Origin of the sequence: Paenibacillus sp. FSL R7-0333 (genome assembly GCF_038000365.1) — a bacterium.
Taxonomy (GTDB): Bacteria; Bacillota; Bacilli; order Paenibacillales; family Paenibacillaceae; genus Paenibacillus_AQ; species Paenibacillus_AQ silagei.
In genome coordinates this window covers 6,009,858-6,033,121 of record NZ_JBBOBZ010000001.1, presented here as the reverse complement: position 1 = coordinate 6,033,121, position 23,264 = coordinate 6,009,858, and the positions used below count along the sequence as shown (strand labels likewise).

Sequence of the window (23,264 nt, the reverse complement as noted above, 5' to 3'; positions counted from 1 at the left end):
GCACAGCCAAGAGTACATGGGTATCCATGCACTCTTGGCTCCTGCATCGTATGACGGAAATTATGCTTACGTTCCTTGTGCATCAAAAATAACATTAAGCGTAGAAGCCGCACCCGGCGTGGCGGATTGATAGGAGAGGCGGGTGTATTTCAGGAACCGGGCAGGCACAATAACGTCTACAGAACCTGCTGGCAGCGGATTGTCTCCGGTCGTATCGACGAAATAGTTGGTTCCGTCTGCACTGATCTCGACCCGTGTATTCACCGGATTGGCTCCGGTATTCACAATGAAGTAGGAATAGGTGCCAAGGACACTGGTATTGTTGGCCGGCAGCGGCGTATAGGTATCCGAGGTTGCAATTGCCGTTGTAGGCAGCTCAATGAAGCTGCGCTGGGAAATAGACGTTACGCTGCTCAGCGTACCAGCAGTGATAGTCGCACCAAGCACGCTAGTAATCGTACCAGCAAGGATGTTGGTTACTGTACCAGCGGATGATAGAGTACCAGCAGTGATAGTCGCACCAAGCACGCTAGTAATGGTACCATCCAACAGGTTAGTCACTGTACCAGCAGATGATAGAGTACCAGCAGTGATAGTCGCACCAAGCACGCTAGTAATCGTACCAGCAAGGATGTTGGTTACTGTACCAGCGGATGATAGAGTACCAGCAGTGATAGTCGCACCAAGCACGCTAGTAATGGTACCATCCAACAGGTTAGTCACTGTACCAGCAGATGATAGAGTACCAGCAGTGATAGTCGCACCAAGCACGCTAGTAATCGTACCAGCAAGGATGTTGGTTACTGTACCAGCGGATGATAGAGTACCAGCAGTGATAGTCGCACCAAGCACGCTAGTAATGGTACCATCCAACAGGTTAGTCACTGTACCAGCAGATGATAGAGTACCAGCAGTGATAGTCGCACCAAGCACGCTAGTAATCGTACCAGCAAGGATGTTGGTTACTGTACCAGCGGATGATAGAGTACCAGCAGTGATAGTCGCACCAAGCACGCTAGTAATGGTACCATCCAACAGGTTAGTCACTGTACCAGCAGATGATAGAGTACCAGCAGTGATAGTCGCACCAAGCACGCTAGTAATCGTACCAGCAAGGATGTTGGTTACTGTACCAGCGGATGATAGAGTACCAGCAGTGATAGTCGCGCCAAGCACGCTAGTAATCGTACCGTCTAAGAGGTTGGTCACCGTACCAGCGGATGTTAAAGTACCAGCAGTGATCGTTGCACCAAGCACGCTAGTAATCGTACCGTCTAAGAGGTTGGTCACTGTACCAGCGGATGTTAAAGTACCAGCAGTGATAGTTGCACCAAGCACGCTAGTAATCGTACCGTCTAAGAGGTTGGTCACCGTACCAGCAGATGTTAAAGTACCAGCAGTGATAGTTGCACCAAGCACGCTAGTAATCGTACCGTCTAAGAGGTTGGTCACCGTACCAGCGGATGATAGAGTACCAGCAGTGATAGTCGCACCAAGAACGCTAGTAATCGTACCGTCTAACAGGTTAGTCACTGTACCAGCAGATGTTAATGTACCGGCAGTAATAGTCGCACCAAGCACGCTAGTAATTGTACCAGCGAGGATGTTGGTTACTGTACCAGCCGATGTTAATGTACCAGCAGTGATCGTTGCGCCAAGTATACTAGAGATGGTGCCGTTCAAAATGACGGTGGTCAGGTTCCCGCTGGTATCCGTAGTTAGCGGCCGGTCGATCAGGGTCGAGGGGTCCCGGCCAAAAATAAGTGTGCGCAAATTATCCGGATTGGCCTGAAATGAACTGAAATTTGGCAAAATGGAGTCATCCTTTCTGTGGGCGATTTCTGCCGTCAGCCTGCTCATGAAAAGACCCAAACCGTCGTCTGGGTCCATAAGCATGTATAGGCTGCCGGGTTAATAGAGAGAAGCATGAGTTGGACAGGACCATTCGAATGGTGTGATATTAGGATATGGAGCTTTTAAGAGAATGACTGGGTTAGCCCTGCAAAAATACGCAGCCGCCAAACAACCTGCCGGACAGCTTCGCATACTATGAAAATATGCTAGACCGACAGAAGGAGTGAGAATATGCCGAATGAGACTGTATTTAATCAGAATAGCCAGCCGCTGTATACCGAGCAGATTAACACCTATATTGCACCCGGGATCGATACTCTGCCTGAAGCGGGAGCCGCGATGTCAGGTTTATTGTTTGGGATTCCTTTTGCCTCCACGGTGGGTACTTCAACCCCGCTTGTCCTGCAGATAGCTAATCCCGGCGGCAGCGGACGTACCTTGTATATCTCCCGCATCATCGCAAGCACGGGAACAGCGTCGGTCACCTTAACCTTGCTGCGTAATGCAACGGTGGGGGGCATGGCGGTCACTCCGGTCAACTATAATTTCGGGAGCTCGGTCACAAGCGTCGGCACTGCCCGGACCGCAACGGCTGCGCCTACAGGTTCTCCGGCAACATTAATGTCGATGCTGCTGGCCATAGGTCCGGTCATCCTTAATATGGATGGCAGGATTATCCTGCCTCCCGGCAACTCTCTTACGATCTCGGTAACCATTGCGTCAGGGAGTACTGCGGCAACAGGCAACATCAGCTGGTGGGAGTTTTAGTACGGAAGAGGAGGAGAAGAACCATGCCCAACAACTATGTAATCAATGACAATGACCAGCCGGTCTATGTGGAAATGACGAACACCTTCCGTGCCCCGGATATCAGTGCCCCGCCAGAGATCAGCGCTTCGCAGGCCGCCGTATTATTCTCGGCGAATGCCTCGAACTCGGCAACGATCGTGCTGTCGCTTCTCTCGGCCGTCATTTCGGTCCGCATCAGTAATCCTGCGGGCAGCGGCCGGACCTTGTATCTGTCCCGGATCAGCGGCAGTATCGGCGGCACCTCGGTGCTGACCTCGATCTCTGGCAGCTTTACCATTGTCAAAGGAGGCACAATTTCTTCGCCGTCCACGGTGACGCCGGTAAATAATAATCTGGCCAGCGCGGCAGCAAGCAGCATGACGGTCCAGTCCTCCACCGCAGCTATTTCCGGGGGGACTGTGCTGGCGAATGTTCAGATTGCGCCGGGAGTGTTCAACCCGGCTTTTACCGGCAGCATTATCGTCCCTCCGAACAATGTCATCAGCATCAGCGTAAGCTCCTCAAGCGCGGCAGTCGGGACGATTATATCTGCGTTAAGCCTGAACTGGTGGGAGAGATAGCAGGCCGTGGCCGCTTGACTTGAGGGTGACAAAGGTTTATTTTTCTATAAATGGATGAAATAGAGGATTGGGGAGGAGGAAGCATGGAGACTTGTCTGTTTATACACGGCTTCACCGGAGGTGAATACGAGATTTCTCCGCTTGCGCAGTTTCTGGAGCGCAGCGGCTATGTGTCCAGAATGTTTACCCTGCATGGACATGGAGGCGGCAGAAGGGAGCTGCTTCATTCAAGCCGGGGGGACTGGCAGCTAAGCGCCGAGGAGGAGCTGAAGCAGCTATTCTCAAGCTCTGACAAAGTACATCTGATCGGCTTCTCTACCGGAGCGCTGATTGCATCTCGGCTATCCGTTCAGTATGCTTCCAGGATTCAGTCGCTCACCTTGTTGTCAACCCCGGTGTATCCGCTCAACCCGGCCGAGATTCTGCGCACACTGGTCCGCCCGGAGATGCTCCGGAATTATCTCAGCAAATGGGGTTCTACACCCATGAGAGCCACGCGGGAGTTCCAGCGGCTGGTGCGTGAGAGCTTCGAGGTCTATCCGCAGCTGAAGGTGCCGACCTTGATTGTACAGGGCAGGCGGGATCATTTGGTGAAATTCAAAAGTGCGGACTATCTCCGGCAGACGATTCCCTCGGAACGCAGACAGGTGCTGATTATGGAGCAAAGCGGACATATGGTCTGCCATAGCGCGGAGAGTCCCGCCATGATGGATGAAGTGCTCCGGTTTATCCGCCGCGCCGGCGATTCCGGGTAGACGAAGAACCCTTCCAGGGCTGGAAAGGGTTCTTCGGTCTGTCGCTGCTTCTATGATTATACGTTGACATTGAGGAGGGGGCGTGGTATTTTCAGCTTAAGGAAACCGGTTTCCTATTGAAAAGAATGATTACCGTCCTCCCGCTATTCTTCTATTCCGTTATTGCGTGATTCCGTTAGTTATTCCGCAGCAGCCCCGCCGCTTCGCTTGGAAGATAACCGGGGAATCAACTCCGGCTCCAGCAGTTGTCCGCTCACGGCAGCTTCTTTGTTATCCAGCTTGTCCATTAATAATCGTCCTGCGGATGCGCCGAGCTGGAAGGTATCCATATCGAGTGAAGTCAGCGGAGGAGTGGTGTAGGGGGACAAGGGATATTCATCGAACGTGGCAATGCCCAGCTGTGAAGGAATGGAGATATTCAATTTCCGAGCCGCCTGCAGCACGCCGTAAGCAGAGAAGTTGCTCATGCAGACGATGGAGCCGGGGGGATTCGCACTTTGCAGGAGCTGCTTGGCTGCCTGATAGCCATCCTCCTGGGCCGCCCGGCCATTGATGATCCAGTCGCTCTGCACAGCCATTCCCGCCTCGCTGAGTGCCCGCTGATAGCCGGCTGCACGGCGCAGGAAGAGCGGCTCATCCTTCTCGCCGCCGATGAAGGCCACAGACGGGTAGCCCTGGTCCAGCAGATGCCGGGTCAGCATGAATCCGCCCAGCTCATTGTCGCAATCGACCCAGATTCCCGGAGCGTTGATCTCACCGATGGAGATATAGGGGAACTCAAGCCGGTTCAGCTCCGCGCACAGCTCAGGAGTCAGCACCGAGGTGTTGGCAATAATGCCGTCCACCCGCTTATTCAGCACCAGCCTCTGCAGGAAATGCCCCTCCGCATGGTCATGCTGGATATTGGCAATGGTCAGCTCATATTTCAGAGGACCAATGATGCTCTCCACCCCGCCGATAATGTTATAAAAGAACTGATTGAGAAACTCGCTTTCCTTGGACATATCAATGAGGATAGCTATCGTATTGCTGCTCTGTCTGGCAAGTCCGGTGGCGATGCTGCTTGGGGTATAGTTCATCTGCTTGATGATGTCCCGGACCCTGGCCTTCGTTTCCTCGGATATTTTGGGAGAGTCGTTCATGACCTTGGATACAGTGGATTTGGCGACACCCGCTGCCTGGGCGATATCCTTAATAGTAACTTTCATAGCTTTCCCTCCCGTCCTTACGGTATGGTACGCCCTAATGGCGAACCTTGTTCTACCTGTCATAATAACACAGTTGCTGAGGCTGCTCTATGCGGCATAAAAGGAGACTATATAGTATGCTTACCCGGTTATTCGTATATCACACAGCGGAGGACCCTTTTGCCTTCCCGGCAGGCCCCCGTCTGCTTAAACTCAGACTATTCGTGCAGAGCGGACAGTCCTTGTCCTGCACGGTTGTCCACGCTGACCGTTATGATTCACCCGGCCATGAGCTTCCGCAAGAGATGGAGCGGATCGGCTGTGCCGGAGCGTATGACATTCATGAAGCCCTTATTCCGGCCGAGACTGGCAAATGCCGGTATCTGTTCCACATCGGGAATCCCGCAGGTGAATACATATGGTATGGGGAGCGGGGAAGCTCGGAGAACAGGGACCAGGCGGGTGCCTTTCAATATGCCTATATTCACCGCCCGCAGGCTATCGCGCTGCCTGCCTGGAGTTCAGACGCGGTGGTCTATCAGATTTACCCCGAGAGCTACCATCAAGGGACACTTCAAGGTATTACAGACAAGCTTCCCTACTTACAGCAGCTTGGCATTACTGCTATTTATATGACGCCTATCTTTGAATCGCCTTCCGGGCATAAGTACAATACTTCCGATTACTATAAGGTAGACCCTGGATTCGGGACGCTTGAGGATCTGAAGATGCTGGTCGGGACTGCTCACCGGCTGGGAATGAAGGTTCTGCTGGATGCGGTCTTTAATCATTCCGGCGATACCTTTTTTGCCTTCCGGGATGTATTGGAGCATGGGGAGGCCTCACGCTATAAGGACTGGTTCTTCATTCATTCCTTCCCGGTCAGCACTAAGACGGCTCCCGGCTATGAGACCTTCGCCAAGGCGGAGGCGAGTATGCCGAAGCTGAATATGGATCACCCCGAGGTAGCGGATTACATGATGGACGTTGCCAGGTATTGGGTGCGGGAAGCCGGGATCGACGGCTGGAGACTGGATGTGGCTAACGAGGTGACTCCGGCCTTCTGGACAAGACTGCGGCGGGAGCTGAAGGCGGAATTCCCGGACCTGCTGCTGATCGGCGAGATTATGCATGCTTCCGGGCCCTGGCTGCGGGGAGACCAGTTCGACGGCGGGATGAATTACCTGCTGCGGGATGCGGTGCTGGAGTTTTTTGCAGCGCAGTCTGCGGGGCCGTCGCGGTTCATGGAGCAGCTACTGCACCAGGAGGCCTTGTACAATGATCAGGCCAATTCAGCGATGTTCCAGCTGCTGGGCAGCCACGATACGCTGCGTTTCCTGACCGCCTGCAAGGAGGGGGGCCGGGGCTGGGACCGGGAAGCTACGGCAATGAGCCGGATGCGGCTGGCTGTCTTTTTCCAGATGACTTATATTGGGCTGCCGATGATCTATTACGGGGATGAGGTTGGAATGGAAGGCGCTACAGACCCGCATTGCCGGCGGCCGATGCTCTGGGAGGAGCAGGCTCAGCATACCGGACTGCTGGACTGGTACAAGCGGCTGATCTCGCTGAGAACAGAGCATGAGGTGCTGCGCCGTGGGGCCTTCCGCCCCTGGTTCACAGATGAGACGCGGGGGATCCTTGGCTATGTCCGGCGCAGCGGGCAGGATCGGATGGGGCTAATTATCAATAACTCCCCCAACCGCTACCATCTGGAGCTGCCCGCCTACCGTTCGGACACCAAAGTGCTGACTGAGCTGTTAAGCGGACTCACCCTCCGCAGCTCAAGCAAGCTTCTTGTGGAGATCGAGCCGTTTGGCTGTCTGATGCTGCAATAACCTGTAACCTCTGTCCACGGTTAAAGAGTAATGGACTCTGAGGGGCGCAGCAAGCAGGTGTTATTTCTTCTTTTTGTTCAGTCTCAGCAGCCGGAATTCCTTGTTCTCCCATTGCTTGAGCAGCGGATAAGGATCGAAGGCCCACTCCGTAATGCCGCGGTCACGGTAGATGCCATAATGCAGGTGGGGCGGGAACTTGCCCTGTGTGCCCGGGCTGCCATAGCCGGAGCTGCCCACCCAGCCGATGGTCTGTCCCGGAGTGACAATATCCCCTCGCAGCAGGGACTTCTCATATCCCATCAGGTGGGCATAATAATGGTAGCGGTTCTCGATATCGCGGATACCGATGCGCCATCCGCCGTAGCGGTTCCAGCCCTTGGTCTCAACAATGCCGAAGCAGGTGCTGCGCACCGTCAAGCCATGCGGCGCGAACAGATCCGTGCCTTCGTGAATGCGCGCGCCGCCCCAGCTCCGCCCGGTTCCCCAAGTGCTGCGGTAGGCATAATTGGTCCCGATTGGCAGCGGAAATGCACTACCGGACAGGTCCAGCCGTCCGAAATGCTCATATAGCTTGGCGAACTGGGAGACGCGCTGGGCGGCCCGCCCGTTATGATAATACTCCCAGATCCCTATATTGAAATCCGTAGCGGAATCCCCGTACTTGAGCAGGTGGCGGGCCATGCTGTAGAGCACATCGGCATCGCTCTCGGGATCGGCGATGCCGTCCCCTGATCCATCCACCCCGAAGCCGCCGAAGAAGCGGATGGAGTCCGGTTGCTTATCGTCCTGATCCGGGTTCAGCGGGCCGGACCATACAGGCGCCGGAATCATAATTCCGGTAAGCCTTGGCTTGGCCGCTGCAGAAGGGCTATCTGCGGCGGCTGTTTTTTTGCTCTTCCTGGCGATGGACCGTTCGTACTGATCGATGGCAGCGAAGCGGTACCAAGGAATGCCGGTTGCCGCGCCCATCTGCTCAAAGAGCTGCTTGCGGTCAGCAGCGGCAGTCTCTTTGCTGTCTGCGGGAGCAGGAGCAGGAGCAGGAGCAGGACTGCCCGAGCTCAGTTCGGGAATTTTATAAGAACGGGCAGCTTGGGCACTTTCGGCAGGACTGCCGCTCCAGAGCAGGGCGGCGGCAGACATGCACATCAAGGTTCTGCGGGTGTAGGGGCTCTTTATTAAGGCCAGCATGATCTCATCCTCCTGCGTTTGGGCGCATGAATTGCATATATGTTTGCGGAAGCGGCACTCGGGCCAGGTGCTTTTCTTTAGATTGAAGCAAAAGGACTTTTTTTATCCATGACTGCTCCAAGGTTCACAAAAACAGGCAAAGGACTACTTCACATGCTATAATATGAGGCAGCAACTTTTGACTGTGAAATAAATTGACATGACATTCAGATCGAAAGCGGGGTCTCATCACTTTGACTAATCGAACAGCCAAACAGCCCAAGCCAGACTGGATCAAAATCAAGTTAACCACCGGTGAGGAATATCAGGAAATCAAGGGTATGATGCGCTCGAAGACGTTACATACCGTATGCGAGGAAGCACGCTGCCCGAATATTTATGAATGCTGGGCTAACCGCACGGCGACCTTCATGATTCTGGGGGATATTTGTACGCGCGCTTGCCGCTTCTGTGCGGTGAATACAGGCCTGCCGACCGAGCTGGACCTGCTGGAGCCGGAACGTGTGGCAGAGGCTGCCGAAGGCATGCAGCTTAAGCATTGTGTGGTTACGAGCGTGGCCCGCGATGATCTGAAGGATGGGGGTGCGGCGATTTTTGCCGAGACGGTGTCTGCGATCCGTAAGCGCCTTCCTCTATGCAGCATTGAAGTGCTGATTCCTGATTTCCTGGGGGAACGCGCGAGCCTGGAGACCGTGATGAACAGCAATCCGGATATCCTCAATCACAATATCGAGACCGTGGAGCGGATGTCAGACCGTGTCCGGGCCAGAGCCAAGTACCGCCGTTCCCTGGAGCTGCTGCGCCGGGCGAAGGAGATGAAGCCGGAGATTCCGACCAAATCGAGTATTATGCTTGGCGTCGGTGAGCAGTGGGATGAGATTCTGCAGGCGATGGATGACCTTAGAGCTGTAGATTGTGATATATTGACATTAGGACAATATCTTCAGCCTTCGCCGAAGCATCTGAATGTGGAGAAATACTATCCGCCGGAGGAGTTCGCGGTGCTGAAGGAAGAGGGCCTGAAGCGCGGCTTCAGCCATGTGGAGGCCGGCCCGCTGGTGCGCAGCTCTTATCGTGCCCATGAGCAGGTGAAGTCTGCTGCCGTGGCCCGTGAGGCGCGTTCTGTTTCACAGGCATAGGTAGGTCTTTTAGTCTATTTGCGTTGGGTTCGATTTTATAAAAACTTGTGTAAACAAGTTTGCCGCGTGACGGAGTCACAGTAGATAGGTTTTGGTTTTAATGTTTTTAGGTTTTAAGGTTTAGGTTTGTTTTTAAAAGGGGTTGAAGGGTCGAAAGAACCAATGCCGCGATAGCCGGCGAGGTTCTTGGGTGACGTTTGCACCCCCTTCACGTTGATGGAGTCATGGAGAGGGATTTTGAAATTGTAGGAGCGGCAGCGTCCGCCTGAGAGCTTTCCTCTGGAAAGCTTGCATCGTAAGCATAAGCTGTGTTCTGATTTCAACCGCTTAGCGGTTAAATGGAGGAAATCAGAACACAACAGCGGCCGGAAATTCAAAATCCCGCGCAATGACTGCTTATCAACGCCCCCCCTAGATATTATTGAAAGGCAGGCGACACACGCTTGATCGTTATAGGTGGAAAAGGTTACGAGCTGATGCTCGATCATAAGGATGGCTGGAACCCTGAGGCTTTTCGCGGAAGATACAGCGAAGTGCTGGACCGGTACGATTATATCATCGGTGACTGGGGCTACAGCCAATTGCGCCTCAAAGGCTTTTACCGGGATAATCACCCTAAAGTGAACCGGGACACGGCCATCTCAGGCATGGTGGATTATATTAACGAATACTGTAACTTTGGTTGTGCGTACTTTGTGCTGCATAAGCTGAATGAGTCCCCGCAGGAGGGAAGCTTCAAGGATATTCTGATCAAGGAAATCCCGGAGCCGGAGCTAGACGAAGATCTGGAGCAGGATGCTGAACAGGTGGTAACGGTAAAAGAACACCGGGAGCCGCAGACGAAGGGTGCAGGCCGGGAGCATGTAACCAAAGACAGACCGGTGCGTGAGCACCAGAGCCGCAATCACCGCAACAAAGAAGGCCAGGGCAAGAAGAACCATAAAGAGTTCCAGGGCAGAGGCCAGCAAGGCCAACCGAATAATGCCCGGCAGAACAGAGAACACAAAGACAACCATTCCAACCGGTCTAACAAGCAGGCGAATCAGAATAAGCAGGATAGACCGGAGAAGCAGGACAACCAGAGCAGACAGGATAGTAACCAGAACAAGCAGGACAACTAGACGATAGCCAAGGGGACAGCATGTACCCCCGGATCTCAATGTAACTCAAAAAGCCTCTTCAGCACATTAGCTGAAGGGGCTTTTTCTAATTCTATGGGCGGGCGAGAGGGCACGGGCCAAAGGTATGCGAAAAACCTCTGACGATTCTATTTAACAGCTAATTTCAGCTGTTTCAGTGAAGCATTGTAGCTCCATACGAGCGCAGGGAACTTTTTCTTGAAGGCATTCAGCTCGATGAAGGACTCTCCGTCCTGGAACAGCGCCTCCTTGGAGGCCAGGGTGAACCCGAATACGTTACCGGCGCCGGTGGTCAGCATTACCTTTTTATTCTTGGCATCCCAGGAGACCTCATTCTCCACTAGTGCGGCGAGGACACGGGAGGCAGCATACACCTTATCGCCCTGCTTGATCAGACCTACATTTCCGGCAAAAGCAGTGCCGTTGATATCCAGGATATGATGGTCACCAGACGCGACAATCTCTTTCATACCGGCAATTTGCAGAGCGGTAATCAACTGGGCAGTTTTGCCCTTGACCTCGATATCAGGCGCAAGCCCGATATGGTTGAAGTCCTCCTTGTTCGGAGTCAGATACTTCATGGTGGTCAGCTTCAGCTCGCCGCCGCCGGACATGGGAATCAGGCTCTGAATCCGGGCCTTTCCGTATGAGCGCGTGCCTACAACTGTAGCCAGCTTGTTGTCACGAAGTGCACCGGTTAAGGCTTCGGAGGCGCTGGCCGTATATTCATTGGTCAATACGACCACAGGCACGCCGATCTTGCTGCCGTTCGTAATTGCGACCGGCTTCAGTGTACCGGTCTGATCGGAGGTGTACATCATAATGCCAGAATCCATGAACTTTGAGACGATATTCTGGGCGCTGTCCATATAACCGCCCGTATTATCTCGCAGATCAAGAACCAGCGATTTCATGCCGCCTGAACGCATTTTGTCCAGCGCTGCGGAGAATTCCTCATCGGCAGTCTGGGTGAAGCCGTTGATGGAGATATAAGCAATTTTAGAGCTAAGCATCTTGCTGGTCACGGAGCTTGTAGCAATTTCACTGCGGGTTACCGTATAGGATTTGTTAGCTCCGTTTCTCTGAATCAGCAGAGAGACCTTCGTACCCGCTTTGCCGCTCAGCTCATCGCCGTTCGTATCAGCCACCCGCACCCCGTTGATCTTGAGAATGGAGTCGCCGCGCTTTAGCCCCGCGGCCTCGGCCGGTGAACCGCTCATGACCTCTTCAATATATAGCTCTTTGGCCGTATACATCAGCCGGACACCGATGCCGACATATTCCAGATCGACCTGATGACCGAAGTCAGCAGCCTCCTCCTTCGTGAAGTATTGGCTATAAGGATCTTCCAATGTGCCTACCATACCGTCAATTGCACCGCGGATAAGTGTATCCTGGTCCACACCCTCAACATTGTAATACTCCAGATATTGCATTATTTCATTGATGATCTCCGTCTTCGAGGCTTGCGCCGCTTCTGTAGAGGCAGCAGCATCTGCCGCTGAAGCAGCAGGGGCCCAGGCGATGGATAGTGCCAGACAGCCGCTTAAGAGTGCGGTAACGATTTTGGCTGATTTCATGAGTTCATTACATCCTTTAGATGAATTTTTGAATTTAGGACTGCGCGTCGAAGCCGATATGATAAGTAGTGTCGATCGTCCAGGCACCGCTCTCCGGCTTCGAGAGCAGGAGGATCAGAGACTGGGTATAGGTCTCCTTCGATTCACCGTCCGTAATCACTACTTCCGTATAGACTGCGGCTTCATAGTCAGTGTAATAGAAGACATTGGAGGAAGACAGCGCATAGCTCAGATCGTAGGTTTTGAAATAATCACGCAGCTCCTCTTTGTAAGAGTCATCCTCTTCCTTATCGTACGAGGTCATCACGGCAAGGACTGCATCTGCATTGCGGGCATTCATACCCTGGTAGTATTTGCTGAGCGTATCCTTAATCCCGGTCTGATCGCCCTGTGGAAGCACAGCGGGCTTCATGCCTTGTTCGCGCGTCAGCAGCACAGAGGATTCCTGCAGCTCCATTTCGGAGATCTTCCACGCGCCGTCTTGACGGATCAGTGTATATAAATATTCGTACTGCTCATCCGGAGTATAATAACCGCCGGTTCGTACTGCTTTTTCGACAGTATAGACTGTAGCTTCATTACCTGTAACACTGAGGACTTTAAGACTCTCAATCGTGTTCTTGATGTCATATAGCTCGAACTGGGCATTCATATTGCTTACAGCTTCCGTTTTGTCTGCCCCTGCATCGACAAGCGAATAGAAGCTGCTGGCCTTCTCTTCATTATAATATTGGTTAGCTAATTGAATGATAGCCTTGATCTCCTGCTCACTGGAGGCGGAGGACGGCGATACGGTGATCTTCACGCTGCGGCTGGCTGCATCCCAGACCGCTGTGCCCCCGGTGGCTTCGGCAATGAAGCGCAAGGGTATGTAAGTGGTCCCGGCGTTCGATACAGGAGCGACTGTAAGCTGCTTGACGGTTCCGTTGACGCTGGCCCGCTTGCTGCCTACCTTAAGGCTGATATCCAGCCCTGTTCCGGTGCCGGTTACCGTGCCCGTCTTGGAGTCCCACAGCACCTGCAGGCCAAGCTTCTCAAAAACAACGCGGAAAGGCACAAGCACCGTATTATTCTTCAGATATGGAGTACCTGCTGTGAAGGCAAGATTACTGCCGTTAATATACACTTTAATGGGTTTGTCTGCGGCAAAAGCGGGAACCGCCAGCACAAGAGCCAGCAGGCTGATGCCTAGCAGGGATACTAATTTCCTCAATAGATTCGCTCCTTCAAATAGAAAACTTTGTAAAATAGAACCATTATACCATTTGGAAATTCCGTCTGTCTATTTATTCTAAGGGTTACTTCCAGGCTCAATAGAGTTGCCGTCAGCCGGCATGATAAAGCCGGAGATCGGGGGCATCTCCGGCTTTATCGGCAAATACTAACTAGACCAAGAAGGCCTCTCGGACACGGTTCCAGAACGGGAAAGGGCGGTAACGGGCGAAGCTGATTTTGTGGTCAGCGACCTGAGCACGTACCGAAATCAGATCATCCACCGGAATATTATTATGGTCAATGGTCAGCAGCAGGCGCTGATCCTTGCGCGAGAAGATATCGCAGTGATGATGCTTAGGCAGCATTAGCGGCGAGCCCATGGTGCGGAATACCCGGTTATTAATGGAGGCAATTTCAGCAATCTGCAGCGCCTCGATCGAGGGGTGTACCATAGCACCTCCCAGACTTTTGTTATAAGCGGTACTGCCGGAAGGTGTGGATACACACAGGCCGTCCCCGCGGAACATCTCAAAGGTCACATCATTAATATCCACCTGGATCACAACCGTCCCGTCCACGCCCTTAAGGGTGAATTCGTTCAGGGCAATGTGCTTGCTGGAGCCGGATTTCTTATGTATTTCCAGTTCGAGCAGCGGGTACTGTACGATGCGGGGTTTATGCGGCCCAACCTCTCCGCACATGTAATCAATCAAGGACGGCAGCTCTTCGGCCTGCCAGTCCGCATAGAAGCCCAAATGGCCGGTATGCACGCCTACAAATGCGAGGTTCGGGATCTGATCGATAAACGTATGAAAAGCGTGCAGCATCGTGCCGTCACCGCCAATCGAGATCACGATTTCCGGTGACTTGGCATCCAGCTCCAGATTCCGGCCTTGCGCCAGCTTGTGAAATTGCTCCGCTAGTTGGATGGATAATTCATCTCCGCGGTCCAGAACATAATATCTCAAGGTGTACAGGCTCCTTTGTGTAATTCAGTCATACACCGATCATAATCAATCTTGACCCGGAACACAATATTAGCGCTGTGAAAAGCCGGAATCCGCTTCAGTGCTGCATCAATAGAGCCGTGGCATATCGAATTAGCTGCGGTGCGCATAAGATTGCCGCCACAGCTTCCCCAGCAGAAAGACCACCAGCGACAGGGCCAGCATGACTGCGAGCAGAAGGCAGAGCAGGCTGATGCTGCTGATTAGAGCGGCTTCTGGAGCGGCCAGCCCGGAGGCGGCGGGCAGTAGGGACCACTGACCGGCCAGTCCCGAGCTGACTACCGGCTTCCAGAGCAGGAGAAGCAGAACCGCTGAGAGCAGGGCATGCACCAGGCGGGCGGCCATGAACGGGAGATAGCGCAGTCCGGTACCGTTCAGGATACTGGCGACCTGTGCATGAACCGACAAGCCGCCCCAGGAGAGGATGAACGCTGCCGCCGCAGCCTTGAATTGCAGCGGTACGCCTCCGGCAGCTTCACCAGCCGACCGGGCGCCGAGCGTCACTTCGAATAAGCCGCTGACCAAGGCGGCTGAGAGCTCAGGCGGGAAGCCGGCCAGCGACAGCAGTCGTCCGGTCATGCTGAACAGGGCGGACATTACGCCGGCACGGGCGAGCAGCTCCATCAGCACATTGAAGAAGACAACCAGGCCGCCGACAACAATAATAAGCTGGAGTGAGGAGGTAATGGCACTCTTCAGCAGCTCGCCGAGACTTCTGCCGTCTACCCGGCGCGCATGTGCCATCGCGTTCAGGGCAGTCCGCAGCCTGCCGGGGCCTTGTCCTTCCGAAGATGCAGAAGAGCTGCCTGAATGGGGGAGGGCGGTGTTCACAGCTGCTGCTTCCGGCCTGCCCCGGCCATGGAAGGACATCAGCAGACCTACGATGAGCCCTCCCCCGTAATGGGCAAGGGCAAGCACAAGCCCCAGAGAGGCATCGTGAAAGAATCCGACAGAGACCGCACCCAGCAGGAAAATCGGGTCCGAGGAGGTCGTGAAGGCGACGAGCCGCTCGCCTTCGATTCTGCTGATCATTCCCTGCTCGCGCAGCTTGGCGGTTAATTTCGCGCCGACAGGGTATCCTGATACATATCCCATTGCTAGGGCAAAGCCGCCGCTGCCGGGTATATTGAAGAGCGGGCGCATCAGCGGATCAAGCAGAGCGCCGAAGAGATGGACGATGCCGAAGCCCAGCATAATTTCAGAGATGACGAAGAATGGGAACAGCGAGGGAAACAGCACATCCCACCAGACGGCGAGCCCGCGCAGCGCCGCATCCAGGGAGCTGGCGGGATGGACCAGCATCAGCAGCATACAGCCCGCCAGCACGATCCCGAGCAGCGGGCTTGCGATTTTGTTCAGAGTCATCGGTTTCTCGCCTCCAGTTCTATGCTTAGTTGTATGCCGAAAGCTGGACAAACAGCACAAAAAAACGAGGAAAACGGTTACATTTACCGGTGCTTTTTCATTGAAATTATGGTATTATAAACTTAATTAATGCACATCTTGTTGAGATAGATTTTCAGGGATGGAGTGATGGTGATGAGTGTAGTTGCCGGAGTGCTCGTTTGTGCTTTTGTATATGTGATCCGGGTCTCCCTTGTCCCGCCTGGTGATGAAGATTTTAGAACATACTGATTAGCTTACGAGCGCTGAACTCCGGTTTGGCGCCTTTTTTTGTTCAAATTTTTATTTTCATAGGCTTAGCAGGCATGTCTTAAGGCAGGGATAACTGTGCAGCCTGTTTTTTGGTATAATGATAAGCAACTGCTTATCAGATTAATATGGAAGAAGGCGAAACCTCCAAATGAATCCGAAAGAGAGCCTGTATGACAGCCTGGGAGGCGCTGAGGGAATTCACCGTCTGGTGACTGTGTTCTATGCCAAGGTACAGCTTCACCCGCAGCTCAGCCCGTTATTCCCTGAAGATATTACTCCGGTGCTGGAGAAGCAATATCAGTTCTTGAGTCAATTCTTTGGAGGCCCTGCCCTGTTCTCCGAGCAGCACGGCCATCCCATGATGAGAGCCAGACATATGCATGTCCCCATCACTCCTGCTCTGGCGGAGGATTGGCTCGCCTGCATGAAGGCGGCGCTGGAGGAGATTGGTGTGGAGGAGTCCCTGCGTACGTTTGTCCTGAGCCGGCTGGCGGGTCCCGCCCATCATTTTGTCAATATGCCCCATGAATAAAGTGTAGTTGTGAAAGGATGAGGGCACCCGTGCCGGAATTAATACCGCTTTACTCGATTAAGGTTACCTGCTGTAACTGTGAACATGAATTTTCAACCTCAAGAGTACGTCCCAGCCTTAAGAAGGCTATCCGCCGCGATGCGGACTTCTGCTCCTATTACAAGGCGGAGAATCCCGATTATTATGTGGTTCGGGTCTGTCCAAAGTGCGGCTTTGCCTCCACGGAGAATTCTGCAGACAAGCTGGCCGACTGGCAGCGCAAGTCCTTCGATGCACAAGTAGGAAGACGGTGGCAAGCCCGCGACTTCGGAGAGAAGCGTAGCTGGGAGGAGGCGCTGGAGACGTACAAGCTGGCGCTGATCTGTGCGCAGAGCATTAAGGACAAGGAACGTATTATAGCCAGCCTGCTTCACCATATTGCCTGGCTGTACCGTTATCAAGGGGATTCGGTGCAGGAGCAGCGTTTCCTGGCCTATTCGCTGGATGAGTATGTGAAGGTGTTCGAGAATGATTCATCCGGTGGTAATGATGCGCGGCTGATGTATCTGATTGGTGAGCTGAACCGCCGGATCGGGGAGTTCGCCGCTGCTGTGCGGTGGTTCTCAAGGGTCATTAATGACCAGCGGATTACGGACGCGGCCATGATCCGGGCTTCGCGCGAGCAATGGGCCATTCTGCGTGAGCAGATGCGCGGGCTGGACGTTGATCCGGACGGGCTTCCCGCAGGTACATAGAAGGCGGAGTGAGGGTGTTAGAGTGTCTATCCGGTATACCGGAACGCAAAAAGGCGTAGAAGGGATGCCTCTTCTACGCCTCTGCCCGCTTAAGCGGGGCGAACTGCCGGCAACCGCGTTTAGCGGACCGCCCGGTCAAACAACAAGTAGTCATTGTCATTATCAATGACGGTGGGACTTGCACTGCAGCAGGGAAAGACCAGCAGCTTTTTTTTGCCGTCACGCACGTGCTGCAGCTCCCGCGGCTTCATCGGCAGAAGAACATTCTCATGGTCGCAGAAGGGGCAGTATTGCACGTACATGTCGCCAAGAATAATGTCATAAGGCCAGGTATGGCTGAAGGGGATCATTGCTTGTCCTTCTCGTCAGAGGGAGCAGGCACGCTGCCTTCGGGGGTCTCGCTAGCAGCTTTCTTGGATAATTCAGCGATCTTTTGCAGCAGGATATGTTGGGGCATATGCATCAGGTGTTCCAGCGGAACGCCGAGTTGTTTCGATAAGGTGATGGCCGTCTCCGGCGATATTTGCAGTGGCTTCATCAGGATGCCCTCCTTACAATTAGTGGAGTATCATGATTCACTTTACCATGGCTGTACCGCAAATACAAAGAAAACTACTCTATAACGAAGGAATGGTGAGTATATATGAAACAACCGTTATCACTGACATGGGAGCTGGAATCGATTTTTCCGGGAGGCTCTGCCTCCCCGCAGTTTGAGAGCTTCCTGAGCCAGCTCGAATCCGATATTGAGCGCCTGCGCGCACAGGTGGCTGCCGCTGCCGCACCGGCTGACGCTGCTTCAACGAAGGGGCTGGACCCGGTCATTGAGCTGCTGCAGAGCTGTGCCGGACGCCTTACACAGGCCTCGGAATTCGCCGGCTGTCTGGGTGCACAGAATCAGCTCGACAAAGGGGCGGTGAGACTGTCCTCCAAGGTAACGGGGCTGCGCGCCGGTTATGAGGGCATCAGCTCTGCCTTCGATAACGTGCTCCGGCAGACCTCTGACGCGGTATGGGCCGAGTGGATGGCCCGGCCGGAGATTGCCCCGCTGAATTTCGTGCTCAGTGAGAGCAGGAATCTGGCCCGTGAGAAGATGAGTCCGGAGCTGGAGAGCCTGGCACTTGAGCTTGCCGTTGACGGCTATCATGGCTGGAGCGAGCATTATGAGACGATTGTCGGACAGATCCAGATTCCTTGTGAAGAAGACGGGGAGCAGAAGCTGCTCTCTGCCGGGCAAGCCTTCAACAAGCTGGCGGATGAGAATCCTGAGGTCCGCAGTACGATGTTCCGCAAATGGGAAGAAGCCTGGGGTGGGGCGGCCGACTATTGTGCAGATACCTTGAATCATCTGGCAGGCTTCCGCCTGAAGCTGTACAAGGGCCGCGGCTGGGAGGATGTGCTGAAGGAGCCGCTGGGCATCAACCGTATGTCCCGTCAGACCCTGGATGTCATGTGGGATGTAATCACGAAGAGCAAGCCTGCTCTGGTATCTTATCTGAAGCGCAAGGCGGAAATTCTGGGTCTGGAATCACTCGCCTGGGTCGATGTGGATGCGCCAGTCGGCAAGTCCTCCGGCAAAATTCCCTATGAACAGGCAGCCGCCGACATCGTGACCCAGTTCCGCAAATTCAGTCCGAAGCTGGCGGATTTCGCCGAACGCGCCTTCGACAAGGATTGGATCGAGGTCGAAGACCGGGCCGCGAAGCGTCCGGGGGGCTTCTGCGTCTCCTTCCCGGAGAGCAAGGAATCCCGCATCTTCATGACCTACAGCGGTACGCCGTCCAATGTATCCACACTTGCACATGAGCTGGGCCATGCCTATCATTCCTTCCTGCTGGAGGACCAGCCGCTGTTCAACCAGAACTATGCGATGAACGTGGCGGAGACGGCTTCCACCTTCGCGGAGGTCATTGTGTCGGATGCGCAGGTGAAATCTGCGACGGACAGTGAGGAGAAGCTGGCGCTGCTTGAAGCGAAGATCCAGAACAGTGTGGCGTTCTTCATGAATATCCATGCCCGCTTCCTGTTCGAGACCCGCTTCTATGAGAAGCGCAAGGCAGGTCTGGTAAGCAGTGAGGAATTGTCCGCGCTGATGGAGGAAGCCCAGAAGGAAGCATTCTGCGGGGTTCTTTCCGAATATCATCCTCATTTCTGGGCGTCCAAGCTTCATTTCTATATCACAGATGTGCCGTTCTACAACTTCCCGTATACGGTAGGGTATATGTTCAGCACCGGTCTATACCGGCTCGCGCTTGAGGAAGGTGCTTCCTTTGCCGGTAAATATGACAGCCTGCTGCAGGATACCGGAGTGATGACGCTGGAGGATCTGGTGTCGAAGCATCTGGGCGTTGATCTGTCCAAGCCGGATTTCTGGCAGGGGGCTGCAGATTTAATCGTTGCCGATATTAATGAATTCCTGGAAATGACGGAACAACGCGGCTAAGAATTTGTCGAAAATGAGACGAATTGTTTTTTTACAGTAAAATGATAGCGGTTGAATATGGTGTGAATGTGCAAAGACCCCGGTTTAGGGGTCTTTTTATGCTGTTTATTTGTCGATAAATGGCGACAAAAGTTTGTATATTGCTATTAATACTAAATAATTTGCGCATTTATAGGGATTATAACCCAATTATGTTGAATAATGTTGTGCGTGTTTAATTAGTATCCTATAATGAGCCTAAAGCCTTATATAAGCGCTGCTAGACCCACAAAATTCAAACAACTGCTTACGAAGCAAGTGTTGTGTGAGGCAGAGCCATGAGGCTGCATCACCCACAAGACTTTTAGGAGGAAATGCATGTGAGGACGGAACAATTATCGCTTGCAAGACAGATGGATCTGGTATTTCATGAGCTGCAGGAGGAATTGTCAGGACTGAATTCAGGGACCGTATTTGTACAGATCAGGAATAATATCATCGGCAAGTTCGGGGTCCGCCACAATCCGCTCGCCGGACGCAGCGGAAGCTTCGCAGCCGGGCAGGAGGGGCTGACTTCAGGCCAGCAATCCTCATTCCGCGTCATGGCGCTGGAGAGCCTGAAATATAAGAAACGGTGGACACATGGAGAGATCAGCTATGAATTTGCTGTACGCCAGGGGATGGTGGTGGTGGATGCCACGCTGGAGTCCAATTACAATATGGCGAATCTGATGATCCGCTATCCGCGCAACAGCCACGGCGATGTCTCGGATCAATCCTTCGGCTGATTCTATATACATATAGAAAAGCCCCCCTGCGCTTCGACGAGAAGCGCGGGAGGGCTGTGAAGCTGCTCGGTCTATGCCTCACGGCTTAGACGGTTTGTAAAGATAAGGTAGCGATTACGAACGACCGGACAGTTGTTGCTCTGCCAGTTGCACCAGACGTTTGGTGATATATCCTCCCAAAGAACCTGTTTCGCGGGAAGTATAGTTCCCATAATAACCGTCAGCCGGGATAGTTACTCCAAGCTCTTGTGCTGCTTCATATTTCAACTGCTGCAGCGCTGCATTCGCTTGAGGAACGACCAGGTTGTTAGAACGGCTACCACGACTTTGTTGACCTGCTTGACCCATGTGTGCTCACCTCCTTCGCCCGTTGTGAAGATAGTATGAGCGCGGGAGGGAGAATTCATGCACGCATGTTGAAGTTTTATAGGATGGTAATTATTATGAAATTTATTGTTCCGGGTAGATCATCTGCAGGGTGCCCCCCAGCACCAGCGTCTGTCCGGGTTCAAGCGTGATCAGCCCGGTAGCGGAGGCGTCCTGCTGGAGATTAGGCGCATCCGGGAGCCAGGTGAGCGGTTCAATGCACAGGAACTGGTCGGCCTCGCCTTTGGTATAGAGAATCCAGTGGCGGAAGAAGTCAGTATCGGCTGAGTAACGCAGCCCGTATCCATCATCGCGCATCAGCACGGCCTCGGCAGGCTGGCCCTCTGCTATACGCAGGACGGTATCCAGGTCCGCACCTTGAAGATTCAGCCGGGTGTGCAGGCTCGTAAGCTCTCCGAGCGGCAATAGCTGTCCGGTAGGCAGGAGATCCTTACTCAGCTCGCAGACGGCTCCGGCAGGAAGGGTAACATTCCAGCGGGACGGGGTTCCGTCAAGCATGAACCAGGTATGGTAGCCTGCGCCAAAAGGAACACGCTTGCTGCCGAGATGAGTGACCTTGAGCGTCTGCTGCAGCCGGTCATCCTGAAGCCGGAAGGTCATTTCAAGCTTCAGCGGCTCAGGGAATTGTCTGATCCACTCCGGATCATCTGTGGTTATGAACTCAGTGGTGACCGCACAGCCGAACTCGTCCTCCTCAATATCACTGACACACCAAGCCTGGGCGCGGTGCAGCCCGTGAATATGATGTTCTCCCGCATTCCGGTCGAACTGGTAGCTTGTGCCGTCGAACAGGAAGCTTCCGCCGCGTATGCGGCCAGGCGGCACAAGAAGCGGGAGGCCGAAGTGATAAGGCTTCTGCATATACGATGCCAAGTCGCTTTCTTCAGGCTGACGGAGGATCTGCCGCTCCATGGTGCGGTCCCATAATGAAATTACGTTATTACCCAGCCTGGGCAGAAGCGTGACTTCCAGTTCCCGGCTATGCAAAATATACGTATCATAACCGTTCCATTGCCCTTTGGTCACCTGTTTCATAAGAGATATGCTCCTTTGATAAGCTGTAATCAGATTACATACACACGAATACCTTTATCATACCAGATTTATCCGGCGGAGGTTAGGGATTTGACAACTTCTCCGGGCCGATCTATGATGGAGGCATCAATTAACACAGGTAACGCGATGACAGGGACAAGTAAGCATGGACTGTACCTCCAGAAAGCCGGTGGCTGATGTGAACCGGTGGTGCACCTCTGACTGAATGGACCCTTGAGCGCCGCGCTCGAACAGGCTGCATAAGCCCTAAGTAGACCGGCCGTCTCTTCCCCGTTAACGGAAGCCAAGGCTGTTTGCATAGATCCCTCCGGGGACTCCAGGCAGCGAATAAGGGTGGTACCACGGTCTCACGTCCCTTGCGGATGTGGGGCCTTTTTGCGTTCCTTGCACCAGCGGACAATTATAATGATGATGGAGGATAAGAGGATGGCTAAAAAAGTATTGTCGGGCATACAGCCCAGCGGTTCACTCACACTCGGTAATTATATCGGGGCAATCAAGAATTTCGTCAAGCTTCAAAAGGAATACGAATGTTACTTCATGGTGGTCGATCTGCATGCCATTACGGTAGCCCAGGACCCCGCAGCCCTGCGCGAGAATTCGGAATCGGTAGCCGCGCTGTATCTGGCAGCAGGCATTGATCCATCGATCGCGCATGTCTACATGCAGTCCCATGTGCCGCAGCATGCCGAGCTGGGCTGGATTCTGACTACGCTCACTGCCATGGGTGAGCTGGAACGGATGACACAGTTCAAGGATAAGTCGGCCGGCAAAGAATCCGTAGGCGCAGGTCTGTTCGTCTATCCGTCGCTGATGGCCGCCGACATTCTGGTCTACAATGCGGATCTGGTACCGGTAGGCGAAGACCAGAAGCAGCATCTGGAGCTGACACGTGACCTGGCGGGACGCTTCAATCACCGGTTCGGTGACTTCTTCACCGTCCCTGAGCCTTACATTCCGGAGGTCGGGGCGCGGATCATGTCCCTGGATGACGGCACCAAGAAGATGAGCAAAAGCGATCCCAACCCCGGCAGCAGAATCGGACTCCTGGACCCGCCTGATGTAATCCGCAAAAAGATTAGCCGGGCCACAACGGATTCCGGCCGTGAGGTTATTTTCGACCCGGCGGCTAAGCCGGAGATCAGCAATCTAATGAGCATCTATGCAGAGTGCTCGGGAATGAGCCTGCAGCAGATTGCCGACAAATATGAAGGCCAAATGTACGGCGGCTTCAAAAAAGAGCTGGCTGAAGTGGTCGTAGCGCTGCTGGAGCCAATCCAGCAAAGATATCAGGACATCCGCAGCTCAGGGATGCTCAGCGATATTCTGGCTCAGGGTGCTGAAAGTGCACGTATAAGTGCCGCCCGTACCCTGGAGGGCGTGAAGGAACGGATGGGCTTCCTGCCTACCCGTTAAG

Annotated in this window: 22 protein-coding genes; 11 read left to right on the top strand and 11 right to left on the bottom strand. The window is 53.7% G+C overall.

Annotated features, from left to right (window positions below; translation table 11 throughout):
• Positions 1–66: 66 nt before the first annotated feature.
• Entirely contained in the window at positions 67–1,896 is a 1,830-nt protein-coding gene (locus MKY86_RS25515) for a DUF6385 domain-containing protein (protein WP_340827571.1), read from the bottom strand.
• Between the two features lie 189 nt (positions 1,897–2,085).
• Here MKY86_RS25515 and MKY86_RS25510 point away from each other — a divergent pair, with 189 nt between their 5' ends.
• From MKY86_RS25510 to MKY86_RS25500, 3 genes are all read left to right on the top strand, one after another.
• Entirely contained in the window at positions 2,086–2,622 is a 537-nt protein-coding gene (locus MKY86_RS25510) for a hypothetical protein (protein ID WP_076081535.1), read from the top strand.
• A 23-nt stretch (positions 2,623–2,645) separates the two neighbouring features.
• Entirely contained in the window at positions 2,646–3,224 is a 579-nt protein-coding gene (locus MKY86_RS25505; RefSeq protein ID WP_036724879.1) for a hypothetical protein, read from the top strand.
• 83 nt (positions 3,225–3,307) lie between these two features.
• Entirely contained in the window at positions 3,308–3,979 is a 672-nt protein-coding gene (locus MKY86_RS25500; RefSeq protein ID WP_076081537.1) for an alpha/beta hydrolase, read from the top strand.
• Between the two features lie 179 nt (positions 3,980–4,158).
• On the opposite strand, the gene MKY86_RS25495 is transcribed toward MKY86_RS25500, so the two are convergent.
• On the bottom strand, positions 4,159–5,187 hold the full coding sequence (locus MKY86_RS25495) for a LacI family DNA-binding transcriptional regulator (RefSeq protein WP_076081539.1): 1,029 nt from the start codon (positions 5,185–5,187) through the stop codon (positions 4,159–4,161).
• Positions 5,188–5,303: 116 nt separating this feature from the next.
• Here MKY86_RS25495 and MKY86_RS25490 point away from each other — a divergent pair, with 116 nt between their 5' ends.
• Positions 5,304–7,004 (top strand): alpha amylase N-terminal ig-like domain-containing protein, encoded by a 1,701-nt coding sequence (locus tag MKY86_RS25490; RefSeq protein ID WP_076081541.1) that lies wholly within the window; start codon positions 5,304–5,306, stop codon positions 7,002–7,004.
• A 60-nt stretch (positions 7,005–7,064) separates the two neighbouring features.
• On the opposite strand, the gene MKY86_RS25485 is transcribed toward MKY86_RS25490, so the two are convergent.
• The gene (locus tag MKY86_RS25485; RefSeq protein WP_076081543.1) at positions 7,065–8,192 is read right to left on the bottom strand and encodes a M23 family metallopeptidase; all 1,128 of its coding nucleotides are present in this window, start codon (positions 8,190–8,192) and stop codon (positions 7,065–7,067) included.
• 233 nt (positions 8,193–8,425) lie between these two features.
• Between MKY86_RS25485 and lipA the strand changes: the two genes are divergently transcribed.
• Positions 8,426–9,331: a lipoyl synthase gene (lipA, locus tag MKY86_RS25480; RefSeq protein ID WP_076081545.1), complete on the top strand. Its 906-nt coding sequence runs from the start codon at positions 8,426–8,428 to the stop codon at positions 9,329–9,331.
• A gap of 443 nt (positions 9,332–9,774) precedes the next feature.
• A complete protein-coding gene (locus tag MKY86_RS25475; protein ID WP_083685449.1) occupies positions 9,775–10,452 on the top strand; it encodes a YutD-like domain-containing protein in 678 nt (225 codons plus the stop codon).
• Between the two features lie 146 nt (positions 10,453–10,598).
• Here the strand turns inward: MKY86_RS25475 and MKY86_RS25470 are convergent, their stop codons facing one another.
• From MKY86_RS25470 to ylbJ, 4 genes are all read right to left on the bottom strand, one after another.
• The gene (locus tag MKY86_RS25470) at positions 10,599–12,050 is read right to left on the bottom strand and encodes a S41 family peptidase (protein ID WP_076081547.1); all 1,452 of its coding nucleotides are present in this window, start codon (positions 12,048–12,050) and stop codon (positions 10,599–10,601) included.
• A gap of 34 nt (positions 12,051–12,084) precedes the next feature.
• Complete coding sequence (locus MKY86_RS25465; RefSeq protein ID WP_076081550.1) at positions 12,085–13,263, bottom strand: stalk domain-containing protein; 1,179 nt, start codon at positions 13,261–13,263, stop codon at positions 12,085–12,087.
• A 172-nt stretch (positions 13,264–13,435) separates the two neighbouring features.
• On the bottom strand, positions 13,436–14,233 hold the full coding sequence (locus MKY86_RS25460; protein ID WP_076081552.1) for an NAD kinase: 798 nt from the start codon (positions 14,231–14,233) through the stop codon (positions 13,436–13,438).
• Between the two features lie 132 nt (positions 14,234–14,365).
• Positions 14,366–15,637, bottom strand: a complete 1,272-nt coding sequence (gene ylbJ / locus MKY86_RS25455) for a sporulation integral membrane protein YlbJ (protein ID WP_076081554.1) — start codon at positions 15,635–15,637, stop codon at positions 14,366–14,368.
• A 439-nt stretch (positions 15,638–16,076) separates the two neighbouring features.
• Between ylbJ and MKY86_RS25450 the strand changes: the two genes are divergently transcribed.
• Both MKY86_RS25450 and MKY86_RS25445 read left to right on the top strand, forming a co-directional pair.
• The gene (locus MKY86_RS25450) at positions 16,077–16,460 is read left to right on the top strand and encodes a globin domain-containing protein (protein ID WP_036722077.1); all 384 of its coding nucleotides are present in this window, start codon (positions 16,077–16,079) and stop codon (positions 16,458–16,460) included.
• Between the two features lie 29 nt (positions 16,461–16,489).
• Positions 16,490–17,194 (top strand): DUF2225 domain-containing protein, encoded by a 705-nt coding sequence (locus tag MKY86_RS25445; RefSeq protein ID WP_235191738.1) that lies wholly within the window; start codon positions 16,490–16,492, stop codon positions 17,192–17,194.
• 119 nt (positions 17,195–17,313) lie between these two features.
• On the opposite strand, the gene MKY86_RS25440 is transcribed toward MKY86_RS25445, so the two are convergent.
• Both MKY86_RS25440 and MKY86_RS25435 read right to left on the bottom strand, forming a co-directional pair.
• Positions 17,314–17,544, bottom strand: a complete 231-nt coding sequence (locus MKY86_RS25440) for a hypothetical protein (RefSeq protein ID WP_036722073.1) — start codon at positions 17,542–17,544, stop codon at positions 17,314–17,316.
• Positions 17,541–17,732: a YycC family protein gene (locus tag MKY86_RS25435; RefSeq protein WP_036722071.1), complete on the bottom strand. Its 192-nt coding sequence runs from the start codon at positions 17,730–17,732 to the stop codon at positions 17,541–17,543. Before MKY86_RS25435 ends, MKY86_RS25440 begins: the two co-directional genes overlap by 4 nt.
• A 105-nt stretch (positions 17,733–17,837) precedes the next feature.
• Here MKY86_RS25435 and MKY86_RS25430 point away from each other — a divergent pair, with 105 nt between their 5' ends.
• Positions 17,838–19,637, top strand: a complete 1,800-nt coding sequence (locus MKY86_RS25430) for a M3 family oligoendopeptidase (RefSeq protein WP_076081557.1) — start codon at positions 17,838–17,840, stop codon at positions 19,635–19,637.
• A 392-nt stretch (positions 19,638–20,029) separates the two neighbouring features.
• Positions 20,030–20,404, top strand: coding sequence for an O-methyltransferase (locus tag MKY86_RS25425; RefSeq protein ID WP_340827879.1), 375 nt, complete (start codon positions 20,030–20,032; stop codon positions 20,402–20,404).
• 114 nt (positions 20,405–20,518) lie between these two features.
• Here the strand turns inward: MKY86_RS25425 and MKY86_RS25420 are convergent, their stop codons facing one another.
• Together MKY86_RS25420 and MKY86_RS25415 are read right to left on the bottom strand one after the other, a co-directional pair.
• Positions 20,519–20,752 (bottom strand): alpha/beta-type small acid-soluble spore protein, encoded by a 234-nt coding sequence (locus tag MKY86_RS25420; RefSeq protein ID WP_036701727.1) that lies wholly within the window; start codon positions 20,750–20,752, stop codon positions 20,519–20,521.
• 102 nt (positions 20,753–20,854) lie between these two features.
• Positions 20,855–21,826, bottom strand: a complete 972-nt coding sequence (locus MKY86_RS25415) for an aldose 1-epimerase (RefSeq protein ID WP_076081561.1) — start codon at positions 21,824–21,826, stop codon at positions 20,855–20,857.
• Between the two features lie 447 nt (positions 21,827–22,273).
• Between MKY86_RS25415 and trpS the strand changes: the two genes are divergently transcribed.
• Entirely contained in the window at positions 22,274–23,263 is a 990-nt protein-coding gene (trpS, locus tag MKY86_RS25410; RefSeq protein WP_036722062.1) for a tryptophan--tRNA ligase, read from the top strand.
• Position 23,264 lies beyond the last annotated feature (1 nt).